Source organism: Janibacter sp. UYMM211, from assembly GCF_040547045.1.
GTDB lineage: Bacteria > Actinomycetota > Actinomycetes > Actinomycetales > Dermatophilaceae > Marihabitans > Marihabitans melonis.
Genome location: NZ_JBEPOY010000002.1, coordinates 802,082 through 818,078 on the forward strand (window position 1 = coordinate 802,082; position 15,997 = coordinate 818,078).

The following is a 15,997-nucleotide window of genomic DNA, read 5'->3' on the forward strand; positions in this document are numbered from 1 at the left end:
TCGCCCGGCCCGGGGTGCGGACCACCCGCAGGGGCGGGCGCGGGCGCGAGCACCGGCCGCGGTGGGGGACGATGGACCCCGTGCCACAGCTCCCCGACGGCGACCCCGCGCCCCGCGACGGCCGGCTGCCCGACGCCAGTGCCGAGGCGGTCGGGCGGCGCGCGCTCGCGATGTACGTCCACGTGCCCTTCTGCGCCGTGCGCTGCGGCTACTGCGACTTCAACACCTACACCGCCTCCGAGCTCGGCGGCCAGGACGGCCCGCCCGGGTCGAGCCGGGCCACCTTCGCCCAGGGCGCGCTGCGCGAGCTCGACCTCGCCCGCGACGTGCTCGGCTTGGCAGGTGCTGCGCCGGGTCCGGTGAGCACCGTCTTCCTGGGCGGGGGGACCCCGACCCTGCTGCCGTCGGCGGATCTCGTCGTCGTGCTCGACGGCATCCGCGAGCGCTTCGGGCTCGCTGCCGACGCCGAGGTGACGACCGAGGCGAACCCGGACTCGGTCACCCCTTCGTCCCTCGCCGAGCTCGCCCACGGCGGGGTCACCCGGGTCTCGGTCGGCATGCAGTCGGTCCGTCCCGGCGTGCTGAAGACCCTCGACCGCACACACGACCCCGAGGGCGTCGCCCGGGCCGTCGCGGGCGCGCGCGACGCGGGTCTAGCGGTGAGCCTCGACCTCATCTACGGCACCCCGGGGGAGACCCTCGAGGACTGGCGCGCCTCGCTCGAGGCCGCGCTCGCCCTCGAGCCCGACCACGTCTCGGCCTACGCCCTCACCGTCGAGGACGGCACGAGGCTCGCCGCGCGCGTGCGCCGCGGCGAGCTGCCCCTGCCGACCGGTGACGACGAGGCCGACAAGTACGAGCTCGCCGACGAGCTGCTCGCCGGCGCGGGCTACGACTGGTACGAGATCAGCAACTGGGCGCGCACGCCGCAGGACCGCTGCCGGCACAACCTCGCCTACTGGCGCGGCGACGACTGGTGGGGCGTCGGGCCCGGTGCCCACAGCCACGTCGCCGGCACGCGGTGGTGGAACGTCAAGCACCCCGCCGCGTGGGCCGGGCGCCTCGACGACGGCTCCTCGCCCGCGGCGGCCCGCGAGGTGCTCACCGACGCGCAGCGCGCCGACGAGGAGCTCCTCCTCGGGGTGCGGCTCGTCGACGGGGTCGCGACGAGCGCGCTCGAGCCCGGCGCCCGACGTGCCGTCGCGGGTCTCGTCGCGAGCGGCCTCGTCGACGGCCGGGCCGCGGTCGGCGGTCGCGTCGTGCTCACCCGCCGGGGCCGGCTGCTCGCCGACACCGTCGTGCACACGCTGCTCGGGGGAGCGGCGTGAGCGAGCAGCAGGAGCTCATCGCCCAGGTGCTGCGCAGCATCGACCTCCTCGGCGTGGTCACCAACGCCCTGCTCGGTGCGGCGGTGGCTCGCCAGTTCAACCTCGACCCCGTCGGCTTCGCGATCATCTCGATGATCTCGGCGCTGGGTGGCGGGGCGATCCGCGACGTGCTGCTCAACCAGACCCCGATCGCGCTCACCGACGGGGCCTATCTGGGGTGCGCGCTCGTCGCCTCAGGGCTGGCCTTCCTCGTGCGCTTCGAGGGGCGGCGGTGGCGTCAGGTCTTCCCCTACGTCGACGCGCTGGCGCTCGGGGCGTGGGCGGTCGCCGGCACGCAGAAGGCGCTCCTCACCGGCATCAGCCCGCTGCCCGCGGTCCTGCTCGGCGTGCTCACCGCGGTCGGCGGCGGGGCGGTGCGCGACGTCATGCTCGGCCAGGTGCCGAGCATCTTCCGCCGCTCCGAGCTCTACGCGACGGCCGCGCTCGCCGGCGCCCTGACCTACCTCGTCCTGCGCGAGGTCGTCGGGCCGTACTCCGCCCCCGGCGGGGTGCTCGTCGGTGCCGGGGTGTGCCTGCTGGCCCGCCGTCTGGGCTGGGTCCTGCCGACCGAGCCCGCCATCCTCGTCCCCCAGATCCGGGGCAAGGCGATCAACCGCTTCCGGCGGCGCGGCTGACCCCTTCGCCCGCGGTGTCTGTTATGCATAGGGCGCACCGTCGCCCCCGTGGCGTGGTGCACCCACCCACGACCAGGAGGACACCACGCCCATGAGCACCCAGCGCACCGCCGTCGTCACCGGAGCCGCCCGCGGCATCGGACGGGCCGTCGCCGTCCGTCTCGCGGCCGACGGGCACCAGGTCGCCGTCGTCGACCTCGACGAGAGCGCCTGCGCCGGCACCGTCGAGGAGATCACCGCGGCCGGCGGCCGGGCGATCGCCGTCGGCGCCGACGTCTCCGACGAGGCCCAGGTGGCCGCCGCCGTCGAGCGCATCGCCGCCGAGCTCGGCGCGCCGACCGTGCTCGTCAACAACGCGGGCATCATCCGGGACAACCTGCTCTTCAAGATGACCCTCGACGACTGGGACGCCGTCATGGGCGTGCACCTGCGCGGTGCCTTCCTCATGACCAAGGCGTGCCAGGCGTACATGACGCAGGAGAAGCACGGGCGCGTCGTCAACCTCTCGTCGACCTCGGCGCTGGGCAACCGCGGCCAGGCCAACTACGCGGCCGCCAAGGCCGGCATGCAGGGCTTCACCAAGACCCTCGCCATCGAGCTCGGCAAGTTCGGCGTCACCGCCAACGCCATCGCCCCGGGCTTCATCCAGACCGAGATGACGGCGGCCACCGCCGAGCGCGTCGGCGTCCCCTTCGAGGACTTCATCGCCTACTCGGCCAAGGAGATCCCCGTCCAGCGCGTCGGCCAGCCCGAGGACATCGCCGCGACGGCGTCTTTCCTGTGCTCCGACGAGGCCGGCTTCGTCTCGGGCCAGGTCATCTACGTCGCCGGGGGCCCGAGGGACTGACCCGAGTCACAAGATTCTCGGGTGACCCGAGAAACCCCGGCTTCGCATGAGTTTCTTACTCATGCGGACCCGGGGTTTATCGGGTCACCCGATAAACCGGCTCAGGCGTCAGGGGCGGTGACGAAGTCGATGAGCTCCTCGACTCGCCCCAGCAGCGAGGGCTCGAGGTCGGCGTAGCTGCGCACGGTGCCGAGGATCTGCTTCCACGCGCGGGCGATGTCGGCCTGGTCGTCGTGGGCCCAGCCGAGGTGGGCGCAGATCCCGCGCTTCCACTCCACGGAGCGGGGGATGGTCGGCCAGGCGTCCATCCCGAGACGCTGCGGTCGCACGGACTGCCAGACGTCGACGAAGGGGTGACCGAGGACGAGGACGTGGGGGGCGAAGGGGGAGATCCCCGACGCCTTCGCGACGATCCGCGATTCCTTGGAGCCGGGCACGAGGTGGTCGACGAGCACGCCCATCCGGCGCCCGGGCCCGGGCGCGAAGTCCCGGATCGCCCCGGCGAGGTCGTCGACGCCGTCGAGCATCTCGACGACGACTCCCTCGACGCGCAGGTCATGGCCCCACACCTTCTCGACGAGCTCGGCGTCGTGACGCCCCTCCACGAAGATCCGCGACCCGCGGGCGACGCGCGCGGTGCGGTCGGCGACGGCCACCGAGCCCGACGCGGTGCGGGCCGAGGCCTGCTGCTGCTGGGCCAGGGCGGCCCGTCCGGCCCCCTTCGGCGCGGTGAGGACGACCGGGGCGCCGTCGAGGTGGAAGCCCGGACCGAGGGGGAAGGCCTTGACCGCCCCGCGGCGGTCCTCGAGGTGCACGACGTGCATGCCGCCGGCCTTCTCGACCCGCACGACCGCGCCCACCCAGCCGGTCTCGACGTCCTCGACGACGAGGTCCGGGGTCGCCTCGACCTCGCGGCTGCGGGGCTTGCCCGCGCTGCGCCAGTCGCCGGACAGGACGTCGGATCCGTAGCGGTCGCTCACGTCGGGCGAGGCTAGTCGGCCGCGGCGCCCGTGCTCGCCGCAACACGCGTGCGCGATTGGGGAATGCCGTCCTCGCCCGTAGACTTGGCACTCAGTGCCCGAGAGTGCCAGGGCGGGGGAGCCCGCCTCGGCGGGCCGTACCGACCGGATGAGCGAAGGGAGAGCCCGTGAGCACCGAGCGACGCATGGCCGTCCTCTCCGCGATCGTCGAGGACTACGTCCACACGAGCGAGCCCGTCGGCTCGCGCGCGCTGCTCGAGCGCCACCAGCTCGGTGTGAGCGCCGCGACCGTCCGCAACGACATGGCCGCGCTCGAGGACGAGGGGCTCATCGTGGCCCCGCACACGAGCGCGGGCCGCATCCCGACGGACGCGGGCTACCGGACCTTCGTCGACCAGCTCTCGACGCTCAAGCCGATGTCGCGGGCCGAGCGGTCCGCGATCGCGCAGTTCCTCGAGGGTGCCGATGCCCTCGACGAGGTGCTCGACCGCACCGTGCGCCTCCTCGCGACCCTCACCCGGCAAGTCGCCGTCGTCCAGTACCCCTCGCTCACCCGCAGCACGGTGCGCCACGTCGAGCTCGTGCCGATGTCCTCGAGCCGGCTCATGGTCGTCGTCATCACCGGCAGCGGCCGGGTCGAGCAGCGGGTCATCACGACCGAGACCGACTACACGACGACCGCAGGTGCCGACGAGCTCGCGACCGCGCGCACCCAGATCAACGCCGTCGTCACCGAGCGCCGGCTCGGCGAGGCGGTCACCGCCCTGCGCACCCTCGACGACGACGAGCGCACCCGCTCCAGCCTCACCGACGGGGTGCTCGCCGCCATCGAGGAGGCCGCCCGCGAGGAGAGCGCGAGCCGCGTCACCCTCGCCGGCACGGCCAACCTGGCCCGGACCCCCTCGGACTTCCCGCTCACCCTCGAGCCCGTGCTCGACGCCCTCGAGCAGCACGTCGTGCTGCTCCGTCTGCTCGGCACCCAGGCCGAGCAGACCGGTGAGGTCGCCGTGCGCATCGGCAGCGAGAACCCCGTCTCGGGCCTGCAGACGACCTCGGTCGTCTCGACCGGCTACGGCGCCGGCGACGAGCTCGTCGGCCACGTCGGCGTGCTCGGCCCGACCCGGATGAACTACCCGGCGACGATCAGCCAGGTCCGGGCCGTCGCCACCTATCTCTCCCGGATCATCACGACCGGCTGACGCCGGGCACCCCCTTCGTCCCCCGACCCCTGATCGACAGGACCCCCACCGCTGTGAACGACTACTACGCCGACCTGGGCGTCGACCGCTCCGCCACGCCGGAGGAGATCAAGCGCTCCTACCGCAAGCTCGCCCGCAAGCTGCACCCGGACGTCAACCCCGGCGAGGAGGCCGAGGAGCAGTTCAAGCGTGTCAGCCAGGCCTACGACGTCCTCGGCGACGAGGACAAGCGCCGCCAGTACGACATGGGCTCCGACCCCTACGGCGGCGCGCACGAGGGCTTCGGCGCGGGCTTCTCCTTCAGCGACATCATGGAGCAGTTCTTCGGCCAGGCGGCCGGCGGCGGTCGCGGACCGCGTCCGCGCCAGACCCGCGGCCAGGACGGTCTCGTCGCCCTGTCCGTCGACCTCGAGACAGCGGTCTTCGGCGGCACACAGGACCTGACGATCGACACCGCCGAGCGCTGCAGCACGTGCTCGGGCGACGGCGCCCAGCCCGGCACGAGCCGTAAGGTCTGCGAGGTGTGCGGCGGTCGCGGCGAGGTCCAGATGGTCCAGCGCAGCTTCCTCGGCCAGGTCATGACGTCGCGCCCGTGCGCGGCCTGCCAGGGCTTCGGCGAGGTCATCCCGCACCCCTGCCACGAGTGCTCCGGCCAGGGCCGCGTGCGCACCCGCCGCACGATGAGCATCCGCATCCCCGCGGGCGTCGACACCGGCACGCGCATCCACCTCTCCGGCGAGGGCGAGGTCGGCATCGGCGGTGGCCCCGCCGGCGACCTCTTCGTCGAGCTGCGCGTCACCCCGCACCCGACCTTCACGCGTCAGGGCGACGACCTGCACGCCTCCGTCCAGCTGCCGATGACGGCCGCCGCGCTCGGCACGACGCTCAACTTCGCGACCTTCGACGGCGACCGCCAGGTCGAGATCGCCCGGGGCACGCAGCCCGGCGACACGATCGTCCTCGAGGGGCTCGGCGTCACCCACCTGCGCGGCAGCGGCCGCGGCGACCTCGTCATCCACGCCGACGTGCGCACCCCCACTCGCCTGGACGCCGAGCAGGAGCAGCTGCTGCGCGACCTCGCCGTCGCCCGCGAGGAGACCGAGCCGAGCGGCCAGCTCGCCGACGTCGACTCCGGCTTCATGGGCAAGCTGCGCCACGCCTTCAAGGGCCGCTGAGCCGATGACCGCGCCGCTCTTCCACGTCGAGCGGGGGAGCCTGCAGGACCTGGCCCCCGGCGCGCACGTCAGCGTCGGCGGCGCCGAGGCCAGGCACGCGGTCTCGGTGCGCCGGATCGCCCCGGGCGAGCAGGTCATCGTCGCCGACGGCGCCGGCCAGGCGGTCCTCGGCACGGTCGAGGCGGCCGACGCCGCCGAGCTCGTCGTGCGCGTCGAGGCCCGCCGGGACGAGCCGCAACCGAGCCCTCGCCTCGTCCTCGTCCAGGCCCTGGCGAAGGGGGGCCGCGACGAGGACGCCGTCGAGGCCGCCACCGAGCTCGGCGTCGACGAGGTCGTGCCGTGGGAGTCCGAGCGCGCGATCGTGCGCTGGCGGGGCCCGAAGGTCGCCAAGTCGCACCAGAAGTGGGTCAACGTCGTCACGGCCGCGGCCAAGCAGTCCCGTCGCGCCCGCACCCCCGAGGTGGCCCAGCCCATCTCGACCAAGCAGCTCCTCGCCCGCGTCGAGCAGGGTGCCGTCGCGCTGGTCCTCCACGAGGACGCGGCGACCCCGCTCGCCGCCGTCGAGCTGCCGGCCGACGGCGACGTGCTGCTCCTCGTCGGTCCCGAGGGTGGGATCAGCCCGGTCGAGGTCGACCAGCTCGTCGCCGCCGGCGCCACCCCCGTGCGGCTCGGGCCGGGCGTGCTGCGCGCCTCGACCGCCGGACCGGCCGCGATCGCGGTGCTCAGCGCCCGCTCGCGGTGGCGCTGACCCGGTCCCGCTCGAGCCCACCCGCACTGCCCGCCCCCGTAGACTGCAGGCCTGATGACTGACGACTCTCGTCCCGACCTCTCCGCCCTCGACTCCCTGCCCGACGCCGCGCCCGCCCCCGACACGCTCGGGGAGCGCACCGTCGACGAGGTGATCGTCCTGCCCGACTCGGTCACCCCCGTGGCCCTGCTCGGCCCGCGCGACGAGCTGCTGCGCACGATGGAGCGCCAGTTCCCCCGCACCGAGATCCTCGTGCGGGGCAACGAGTTCCGGATCTCCGGCCCGAAGAAGGACGTCGACGTCGTCGACGCCCTGCTCGGCGAGCTCGTCGAGATCGTCCGTGCGGGGCAGCCGCTCAACCGCGACGCCGTCGAGCGCTCGATCTCGATGCTGCGTGGCGCGAGCCGTCAGCGCCCCGCCGACGTCCTCACGCAGAACATCGTGAGCAACCGCGGGCGCACGATCCGCCCCAAGACGCTGGGGCAGAAGGAGTACGTCGACGCGATCGACGACCACACGGTGATCTTCGGGATCGGCCCGGCCGGCACCGGCAAGACCTACCTCGCGATGGCCAAGGCCGTCGCCGCGCTCCAGGCCAAGCAGGTCACCCGGATCATCCTCACCCGGCCGGCCGTCGAGGCCGGCGAGCGCCTGGGCTTCCTGCCCGGCTCGCTCAACGACAAGATCGACCCGTACCTGCGCCCGCTCTACGACGCGCTGCACGACATGATCGACGCCGAGTCGATCCCGCGGCTCATGGCCGCCGGCACGATCGAGGTCGCCCCGCTGGCGTACATGCGCGGCCGCACCCTCAACGACGCCTTCATCATCCTCGACGAGGCGCAGAACACCTCGCCCGAGCAGATGAAGATGTTCCTCACCCGTCTCGGCTTCGGCAGCAAGATGGTCGTCACCGGCGACACGACGCAGGTCGACCTGCCCGGCGGGATGGACTCCGGCCTCAAGGTCGTCCAGCGCGTCCTCGAGGGCATCGAGGACATCCACTTCTCCGAGCTGACGAGCGAGGACGTCGTGCGCCACCGCCTCGTCGGGCAGATCGTCGACGCGTACGGGCGCTACGACGCCCGCACGGGCGGCGGCCGACGGGCGAAGGGGGAGCGTCGGTGAGCGTCGAGCTCGGCAACGAGACCGACCACGAGGTCGACCTCGACGAGATCCGCGAGCTGTGCGGCTACGTCCTGCAGGAGATGCACGTGCACCCGGGCGCGGACCTCTACGTCCGCGTCGTCGACGAGCCGACGATGGCCCAGCTGCACGAGCGGTGGATGGACCTGCCCGGCCCGACCGACGTCATGTCCTTCCCCATGGACGAGCTGCGCCCGGGCCGTCCCGGCGCGCCCGCCCAGGGCATCCTCGGCGACATCGTCCTGTGCCCGAGCGTCGCCGAGCGGCAGGCCGCCGCGGCCGGGCACGCCCCCGCCGACGAGCTGCTCCTGCTGACGACGCACGGCATCCTCCACCTCCTCGGCCACGACCACGCCGAGGTCGACGAGGAGCGCGAGATGTTCGACCTCCAGCGCCGCCTCCTGCTCACCTTCCTCGCCGGCCGCGGACGCAGCGCGAACCCGCCCGCCGGCCGCTCGTGAACCTCCCGCTCGTCCTCGCGGCCCTCGCCGCGACCGTGCTCGCCTTCGTCCTCGTCCTCGCGGAGTCCGCGATCTCGACGACCTCCCGGGTCGCCGCCGAGGAGGCCGAGGAGCAGGGACGACGGGGGGCGGCCCCCCTTCGCCTCATCCTCGCCGACTCGACGGGCTACGTCGCCGTGCTCAACTTCGTGCGCGCGATGGCCGAGTCGACGGCCGGCGTGCTCGTCGCCGTGGCGGCCGTCGAGGCGCTCGACGGGCTGCTGCGCCCGCTGCTCATCGCCATCGCGATCATGGTGCTCGTCTCCTTCGTCATCGTCGGGGTCTCTCCGCGCACCCTCGGGCGGCAGCACTCGACGGCGGTCGCGCTGGCCGTCGCCCCGGTCGTCGTGGGCCTGCGCCGGGTCCTCGGTCCCGTCGCGCGGCTGCTCATCGCGCTCGGCAACGCCGTGACGCCGGGCAAGGGCTACCGCGACGGACCCTTCCGCTCCGAGGCCGAGCTGCGCGACCTCGTCGACCTCGCCGGGGAGTCCTCGCTCATCGAGGCGACCGAGCGCCGGATGCTCCACTCCGTCTTCGACCTCGGCGACACGCTCGCACGTGAGGTCATGGTGCCGCGCACCGACATGATCACCATCGAGGCCGACAAGACGGCCCGCAAGGCGGTCAACCTCTTCATCCGCTCCGGCTTCTCGCGGGTGCCCGTCGTCGGCGAGAGCACCGACGACATCGTCGGGCTGCTCTACCTCAAGGACGTCATCCGACGGGTGACGGCCGACCCGGAGAGCGCGACCCTGCCGGTCACCGCGATCATGCGGCCCGCTCCCTTCGTCCCCGAGAGCAAGCCGGTCGACGACCTGCTGCGCGAGATGCAGCGCGACCACACCCACGCCGCGGTCGTCGTCGACGAGTACGGCGGCACCGCCGGGCTGGTGACGATCGAGGACATCCTCGAGGAGATCGTCGGGGAGATCGACGACGAGTACGACCGCGAGACCCCCGGCGTCGAGCCGATGGAGGGCGGGCTCGTCCGCGTGCCCGCGACGATGCACGTCGACGACCTCGCCGAGCTCTTCGACGTGAGCATCGAGGAGGACGAGGTCGACACCGTCGGCGGGCTCATCGGCAAGATCGTCGGTCGGGTGCCGATCGTCGGGTCCCGCGCCGAGGTGGCGGGCCTGGCCCTCACGGCTGAGAAGATGTCCGGGCGACGCCACCGCGTCGCGAGCGTCGTCGTCGAGCGGCTCGCCGAGCCGAGCGAGGACCAGGAGCAGGAGGAGGCGTCATGAGCCAGGACGGCACGAGCACGGACGAGACGACCTACCGGGCGGGCTTCGCCTGCCTCGTCGGGCGCCCCAACGCCGGCAAGTCGACGCTGACGAACGCCCTCGTCGGCGACAAGGTCGCGATCACCTCGAGCAAGCCGCAGACGACCCGGCACACGATCCGTGGCATCGTCTCCCGGCCCGGCAGCCAGCTGATCCTCGTCGACACCCCGGGCCTGCACAAGCCGCGCACCCTGCTGGGGGAGCGGCTCAACGACCTCGTCCGAGAGACCCTCCTCGAGGTCGACGTCATCGGCTTCTGCCTGCCGGCCGACCAGCGGATCGGCCCCGGCGACAGCTACATCGCCGCCGAGCTCGTCGAGCTGCAGCGCGCGAAGCGCGTGCCCGTCGTCGCCATCGCGACGAAGAGCGACCGCGTCGACCGGCAGCGCCTGGCCGAGCACCTCATCGCCGTCGACCAGCTCGGCGACTGGGCCGTGATCGTGCCGTGCTCCGCCGTCGCCGGCGACCAGGTCGAGGAGGTGCTCGCGCTGCTCTCGGAGCGGCTGCCGCCCGCCCCCGCGCCGCTCTACCCCGAGGACGTCCTCACCGACGAGCCCGCCGAGACGATGATCGCCGAGCTCGTCCGCGAGGCCGCGCTCGAAGGGGTCCGCGACGAGCTGCCGCACTCGCTGGCCGTCGTCGTCGAGGAGATGGTGCCGCGCGCGGACCGCCCGGACGACGACCCGATGACCGACGTGCGGGTCAACGTCTTCGTCGAGCGGCCGAGCCAGAAGGCGATCATCATCGGGCGCGGCGGGTCGCGCCTGCGCGAGGTCGGCACGACCGCCCGCGAGGGCATCGAGCGGGTCCTCGGCCACCGCGTCTACCTGGACCTGCACGTCAAGGTCGCCAAGGACTGGCAGCGCGACCCCAAGCAGCTCCAACGGCTCGGTTTCTGACCCCCTCGCCCCCTGCGGGAGTGCCGGGGAGAGGTCACACGTGGGTCTCGATCTGCACGGACCCCCCTCGTAACTTGTCCGTCGACACCCCTAGGGGTGATGGTGGATGGTCGGTCGAGCGCGATCTCGGCCGTCGCCACCGTTACGCAACCGAAGGGAGGGGCGGCCTCGGCCGCCTCGGACTGACGTGAAAGAGACACCAGACAAGAACGAGACCACCCGCCGGGGAGATGTCGTCCAGCAGGGCACGCCACGCAGCCGCGTCGGCACCTCCGGCCCCGCAGGAGCGGCCCGCCTGACCGGGGACGCCGGTCTGCTCGACCTGCCGGTCGAGCCGAACCACCCCGCTCTCGAGCCGGTCATCGACGCCCCCGAGCACGAGCAGCCCGGTCGCCTCGACACCGTCGTCTTCGGCGTCACCGCCGTGGCCACCATCGCCTTCGTCGTGTGGGGCGCCGTGAGCACCGCCTCGCTGGCGAGCGCCTCCGACGCCGGTCTGGCGTGGGTCCTCGCGAACGCCGGCTGGCTCTTCAGCATCACCGCCACCGGCTTCGTCTTCTTCGTCATCTGGCTCGCCGCCAGCAAGTACGGCCGCATCCCGCTCGGCCGCGACGACGAGGGCCCGGAGTTCCGGACCGTGTCGTGGATCGCGATGATGTTCTCCGCCGGCATGGGCATCGGCCTGATGTTCTACGGCGCCTCGGAGCCGCTGACCCACTTCGTCACCCCGCCGCCCGGCACCGGTGAGGCGGGCAACCCGGCCGCCGGCCGCAACGCCATGGCGACGACCTTCTTCCACTGGTCGCTGCACCCGTGGGCCATCTACGCCGTCGCGGGTCTGGCCATCGCCTACGGCGTCTTCCGCAAGGGCCGCGGCCTGACGATCAGCGCGGTCTTCGAGCCGATCCTCGGCAAGCGCCGCGTCCACGGCCCTGCCGGCAAGATCATCGACAGCTTCGCGATCTTCGCGACCCTCTTCGGCTCGGCGACCTCGCTGGGCCTGGGTGCGCTGCAGATCGCCACGGGCGCGCAGATCGTCGGCTGGACCGGCGAGACGGGCAACAACCTGCTCGTCGGCATCATCGTCGTCCTCACCATCTGCTTCGTCATCTCCGCCGTCTCCGGCATCGAGAAGGGCATCCAGTGGCTGTCGAACACCAACATGGTGCTCGCGCTCGTCCTCGCGCTCTTCGTCTTCGTCGTCGGACCGACGATCTTCATCCTCAACCTGCTCCCGACGACGCTGGGCACGTACTTCCAGCACTTCATGGAGTACTCGGCCCGCTCGGACGCCCAGGGCGAAGAGGGCATCCAGGCCTGGCTCGGCGGCTGGACGATCTTCTACTGGGCCTGGTGGGTCAGCTGGACCCCCTTCGTCGGCATGTTCATCGCGCGCATCTCGCGCGGTCGCACCATCCGTGAGTTCGTCACCGGCGTGCTCCTCGTCCCGAGCGCGGTCTCGCTCGTGTGGTTCGCCATCTTCGGCGGCGCCGCGATCAAGGCCGAGCAGGACGGCGCGGGCCTGTCGAGCGCCGAGTCGCTCGAGGCGACGCTCTTCAACCTCCTCGACACGATGCCGCTGGCGACGATCACCTCGATCCTCGTCATGGTCCTCGTCGCGATCTTCTTCATCTCCGGCGCGGACGCCGCCTCGATCGTCATGGGCACGCTCAGCGAGAACGGCACGCTCGAGCCGTCGAAGAAGACGGTGATCTTCTGGGGCGTGGCGACCGGTGCCGTCGCGGCGATCATGCTCATCCTCGGCGGTGAGGACAGCCTGGCCGGGCTGCAGACGATCACCATCGTCGCGGCCCTGCCCTTCGTCGTCATCATGATCGGCATGGCCGTGTCGCTCATGAAGGACCTGCGCAACGACCCGATGGTGGTGCGGCGCAAGTACGCCGTCGCAGCCGTCGAGGCCGCTGTCGTCGAGGGCGTCACCCACCACGGTGACGACTTCAACCTGCGCATCCAGCAGTCCGAGCCCGGTGAGGGGATCGGTCACTCCGTGCCGACCCCGGACACGGCTGACTCGGCCGAGCAGGAGCCGCAGACCGCTCCCGACGAGCCGGTCGACCACGCGGTCGAGGAGCGTGCCGCTCGCGGCGACAGCTCGGAGATGTCCACGAGGTAGTCCCTCACGAGCTCGACGACGGAGCCGACCTATCCTGGGTGCCATGCGAATCGGTGTATTTGGTGCCACGGGGCAGGTCGGCTCCGTCATGCGTGCCCTCCTGCAGGAGCGCGACTTCCCGGTCGAGGAGATGCGGTACTTCGCCTCGGCCCGCTCGGCGGGGATGACCCTGCCGTGGCGGGACGGCGAGATCACCGTGGAGGACACCGCGACGGCGGACTTCTCCGGTCTCGACATCGCCCTCTTCTCCAACGGCGGGTCGACGAGCAAGGAGTGGGCGCCCAAGGTCGCCGCTGCCGGTGCGACCGTCATCGACAACTCCAGCGCCTGGCGCAAGGACCCCGAGGTCCCGCTCGTCGTCTCGGAGGTCAACGCCGGTGACCTCGACTCGATCCCGAAGGGGATCGTCGCCAACCCCAACTGCACGACGATGGCCGCGATGCCGGTCCTCGCCCCGCTGCACGAGGAGGCCGGCCTCGTCCGCCTCCACGTCGCGAGCTACCAGGCCGTCTCCGGCTCCGGCGGTGCCGGGCTCGACGAGCTCGACAGCCAGCTGCGCGCCGGGTACGCCAGCGGCGACCCGAAGGACCTCGCCGTCGACGGCGGCGCGCTGACGCTGCCCTCCCCGCAGAAGTACGTCGTGCCCGTCGCCTTCAACGTCGTGCCGGTCGCCGGCTCGGTCGTCGACGACGGCTCGCTGGAGACCGACGAGGAGCAGAAGCTGCGCAACGAGTCGCGCAAGATCCTCCACGCGCCCGACCTGCGGGTCTCCGGCACGTGCGTGCGCGTCCCCGTCTTCACCGGCCACTCCCTGGCGATCCACGCCGAGTTCGAGCGCGACATCGACGTCGAGCGTGCGCTCGAGCTGCTCGAGGCCGCGCCCGGCGTCGTCGTCACCGACCACCCGAACCCGCTCGAGGCCACCGGCCGCGACGAGGTCTTCGTCGGTCGCGTCCGCGCCGACCAGGCCGCCCCCGAGGGGAAGGGCCTCGTGCTCTTCGTCGTCGGCGACAACCTGCGCAAGGGCGCGGCGCTCAACGCCGTCCAGGTCGCCGAGGAGCTCCTCGCGCGTCGCTGAGCCTGAGCCGCACCCACGACGAAGGGGGCCTGCCGACATCTCGTCGGCGGGCCCCCTTCGCCATGTTTGTCCGCAGTACGGGACCCCCTGGGTGGCGTCGCGCAGGCGGGTCTAGGGTGGTCGCCATGCAGGCGCGACTCCTCCTTCTCTGCCGCGGCGAGGCCTAGACGGCCCCCCTCGTCGCGGAGTTCGGTGCGTCCGGCCGACCCACCCGAGACGAGACGAGAAGAGACATGATCCACTCCCAGGCCCCCTCCGGGATGCCGACCCACAAGTACCTGCCCTTCCAGGACCAGATCCGCGTCGAGCTGCCGGACCGCACGTGGCCCGACGCCGTGATGACCAAGGCCCCGCGCTGGTGCGCGGTCGACCTGCGCGACGGCAACCAGGCCCTCATCGACCCGATGGACTCCGAGCGCAAGCTGACGATGTTCCGGCTGCTCGTGAAGATGGGCTACAAGGAGATCGAGGTCGGTTTCCCCAGCGCGAGCCAGACCGACTACGACTTCTGCCGGATGCTCATCGAGGGCGGGCACATCCCCGACGACGTGACGATCCAGGTGCTCACCCAGTGCCGTGACGAGCTCGTCGAGCGCACCTTCGACGCCATCGCCGGCAGCCGCCAGGCGATCGTCCACTTCTACAACTCGACCTCGGTCCTGCAGCGCCGCGTCGTCTTCGGCACCGACGAGGACGGCATCGTCGACATCGCCCTCCAGGGCGCGCGGCTGTGCAAGAAGCTCGAGGAGACCATCCCCGACACCGACGTCTACTACGAGTACAGCCCGGAGTCCTACACCGGCACCGAGCTCGAGTTCGCCGTCCGGGTCTGCAACGAGGTCATCGACGTCATCGACCCGACGCCGGACCACAAGATGATCATCAACCTGCCGGCGACGGTCGAGATGGCCACGCCGAACGTCTACGCCGACTCCATCGAGTGGATGATCCGCCACCTCGACCGGCGCGAGTCGGTCGTCGTCAGCCTGCACCCGCACAACGACCGGGGCGAAGGGGTGGCGGCCGCCGAGCTCGGCTACCTCGCCGGCGCGGACCGCATCGAGGGCTGCCTCTTCGGCAACGGCGAGCGCACGGGCAACGTCGACCTCGTCACCCTCGGGATGAACCTCTTCAGCCAGGGCATCGACCCGCAGGTCGACCTCTCGCAGATGGACGAGATCCGGCGCACCGTCGAGCACTGCAACCAGCTGCCGGTGCACCCGCGCCACCCGTGGGGCGGCGACCTCGTCTACACGGCCTTCTCCGGGTCCCACCAGGACGCCATCAAGAAGGGCTTCGACGACATGGAGCGCCGCGCCAAGGCCGCGGGCACCGACACCGACGGCATCGACTGGGGCGTGCCCTACCTGCCCATCGACCCGCACGACATCGGCCGCAGCTACGAGGCCGTCGTGCGCGTCAACAGCCAGTCCGGCAAGGGCGGCATGGCGTACCTGCTGAAGTCCGACCGCGGCATGGAGCTCCCGCGCCGTCTGCAGGTCGAGTTCAGCCAGGTCATCCAGCGCAAGACCGACACCGAGGGCGGCGAGGTGAGCGGCGCCGAGCTGTGGCGCATCTTCTCCGACGAGTACCTCCACTCCGAGGAGTCCGAGATCCGCTGGGGTCGTCTGGCGCCCGTGCGCTCGACGATCTCGGGCAGCGAGGACGGCCTGGACCAGATCGAGGCCGTGCTCACCGACGGCGGCAGCGAGATCACCGTCCACGGCCGCGGCAACGGCCCGATCGACGCCTTCACCGACGCCCTCGGCACCATCGGCGTCGACGTGCGGGTCCTCGACTACCACGAGCACGCGCTGTCGGCCGGTGGCGACGCCCGCGCCGCCGCGTACGTCGAGTGCGCCGTCGGCGACCGCGTCCTGTGGGGCGTCGGCCTGCACGAGTCGATCGTCAAGGCCTCGCTGCGCGCGATCCTCTCGGCGGTCAACCGCGCGGAGCGCGACACCGTCTGACCCGTCGGCCGACGACGAAGGGGGCGTGACCGG

14 protein-coding genes are annotated in these 15,997 nt (G+C 72.2%); 13 read left to right on the top strand and 1 reads right to left on the bottom strand.

The window, feature by feature from the left end; genetic code table 11:
- Window positions 1–71 precede the first annotated feature (71 nt).
- The 3 genes from hemW (at window position 72) to fabG (ending at window position 2,849) form a co-directional block, all read left to right on the top strand.
- Window positions 72–1,328 (top strand): radical SAM family heme chaperone HemW, encoded by a 1,257-nt coding sequence (hemW, locus tag ABIB53_RS08955; RefSeq protein WP_354587907.1) that lies wholly within the window; start codon window positions 72–74, stop codon window positions 1,326–1,328.
- A complete protein-coding gene (locus ABIB53_RS08960; protein WP_224766810.1) occupies window positions 1,325–2,002 on the top strand; it encodes a trimeric intracellular cation channel family protein in 678 nt (225 codons plus the stop codon). The genes hemW and ABIB53_RS08960 overlap by 4 nt, the downstream gene beginning before the upstream one ends.
- A gap of 91 nt (window positions 2,003–2,093) precedes the next feature.
- Window positions 2,094–2,849: a 3-oxoacyl-ACP reductase FabG gene (gene fabG, locus ABIB53_RS08965; RefSeq protein ID WP_123090848.1), complete on the top strand. Its 756-nt coding sequence runs from the start codon at window positions 2,094–2,096 to the stop codon at window positions 2,847–2,849.
- A gap of 101 nt (window positions 2,850–2,950) precedes the next feature.
- Here the strand turns inward: fabG and ABIB53_RS08970 are convergent, their stop codons facing one another.
- Window positions 2,951–3,829 (bottom strand): DUF3097 domain-containing protein, encoded by an 879-nt coding sequence (locus ABIB53_RS08970; protein WP_252973768.1) that lies wholly within the window; start codon window positions 3,827–3,829, stop codon window positions 2,951–2,953.
- Between the two features lie 167 nt (window positions 3,830–3,996).
- On the opposite strand from ABIB53_RS08970, the gene hrcA reads away from it, so the two are divergent.
- From hrcA to leuA, 10 genes are all read left to right on the top strand, one after another.
- Window positions 3,997–5,028: a heat-inducible transcriptional repressor HrcA gene (gene hrcA, locus ABIB53_RS08975; RefSeq protein ID WP_354587908.1), complete on the top strand. Its 1,032-nt coding sequence runs from the start codon at window positions 3,997–3,999 to the stop codon at window positions 5,026–5,028.
- Window positions 5,029–5,081: 53 nt separating this feature from the next.
- Entirely contained in the window at window positions 5,082–6,203 is a 1,122-nt protein-coding gene (gene dnaJ, locus ABIB53_RS08980; protein WP_354587909.1) for a molecular chaperone DnaJ, read from the top strand.
- A gap of 4 nt (window positions 6,204–6,207) precedes the next feature.
- A complete protein-coding gene (locus ABIB53_RS08985; protein WP_354587910.1) occupies window positions 6,208–6,951 on the top strand; it encodes a 16S rRNA (uracil(1498)-N(3))-methyltransferase in 744 nt (247 codons plus the stop codon).
- Between the two features lie 54 nt (window positions 6,952–7,005).
- On the top strand, window positions 7,006–8,079 hold the full coding sequence (locus ABIB53_RS08990) for a PhoH family protein (protein WP_191563478.1): 1,074 nt from the start codon (window positions 7,006–7,008) through the stop codon (window positions 8,077–8,079).
- Complete coding sequence (gene ybeY, locus ABIB53_RS08995) at window positions 8,076–8,558, top strand: rRNA maturation RNase YbeY (protein ID WP_354587911.1); 483 nt, start codon at window positions 8,076–8,078, stop codon at window positions 8,556–8,558. Before ABIB53_RS08990 ends, ybeY begins: the two co-directional genes overlap by 4 nt.
- Entirely contained in the window at window positions 8,555–9,844 is a 1,290-nt protein-coding gene (locus ABIB53_RS09000; RefSeq protein WP_123090842.1) for a hemolysin family protein, read from the top strand. The genes ybeY and ABIB53_RS09000 overlap by 4 nt, the downstream gene beginning before the upstream one ends.
- Window positions 9,841–10,782, top strand: coding sequence for a GTPase Era (gene era, locus ABIB53_RS09005; RefSeq protein WP_354587912.1), 942 nt, complete (start codon window positions 9,841–9,843; stop codon window positions 10,780–10,782). Before ABIB53_RS09000 ends, era begins: the two co-directional genes overlap by 4 nt.
- A 187-nt stretch (window positions 10,783–10,969) precedes the next feature.
- The gene (locus ABIB53_RS09010) at window positions 10,970–12,916 is read left to right on the top strand and encodes a BCCT family transporter (protein ID WP_502914628.1); all 1,947 of its coding nucleotides are present in this window, start codon (window positions 10,970–10,972) and stop codon (window positions 12,914–12,916) included.
- Window positions 12,917–12,959: 43 nt separating this feature from the next.
- Window positions 12,960–13,994: an aspartate-semialdehyde dehydrogenase gene (locus ABIB53_RS09015; protein ID WP_354587913.1), complete on the top strand. Its 1,035-nt coding sequence runs from the start codon at window positions 12,960–12,962 to the stop codon at window positions 13,992–13,994.
- 233 nt (window positions 13,995–14,227) lie between these two features.
- Window positions 14,228–15,964 carry a 2-isopropylmalate synthase gene (gene leuA, locus ABIB53_RS09020; RefSeq protein WP_354587914.1) on the top strand — a complete coding sequence of 579 codons (1,737 nt, stop codon included), beginning with the start codon at window positions 14,228–14,230 and terminating at the stop codon, window positions 15,962–15,964.
- The last annotated feature ends 33 nt before the right edge of the window (window positions 15,965–15,997 follow it).

What these genes read in the sequence shown, in the direction of transcription:
- hemW (WP_354587907.1), top strand. Translation starts at nt 72, where the DNA reads ATGGACCCCGTGCCACAGCTCCCCGACGGCGACCCCGCGCCCCGCGAC.
- leuA (WP_354587914.1), top strand. Translation starts at nt 14,228, where the DNA reads ATGATCCACTCCCAGGCCCCCTCCGGGATGCCGACCCACAAGTACCTG.
- ABIB53_RS08985 (WP_354587910.1), top strand. Translation starts at nt 6,208, where the DNA reads ATGACCGCGCCGCTCTTCCACGTCGAGCGGGGGAGCCTGCAGGACCTG.
- ABIB53_RS09015 (WP_354587913.1), top strand. Translation starts at nt 12,960, where the DNA reads ATGCGAATCGGTGTATTTGGTGCCACGGGGCAGGTCGGCTCCGTCATG.
- era (WP_354587912.1), top strand. Translation starts at nt 9,841, where the DNA reads ATGAGCCAGGACGGCACGAGCACGGACGAGACGACCTACCGGGCGGGC.
- ABIB53_RS08990 (WP_191563478.1), top strand. Translation starts at nt 7,006, where the DNA reads ATGACTGACGACTCTCGTCCCGACCTCTCCGCCCTCGACTCCCTGCCC.
- fabG (WP_123090848.1), top strand. Translation starts at nt 2,094, where the DNA reads ATGAGCACCCAGCGCACCGCCGTCGTCACCGGAGCCGCCCGCGGCATC.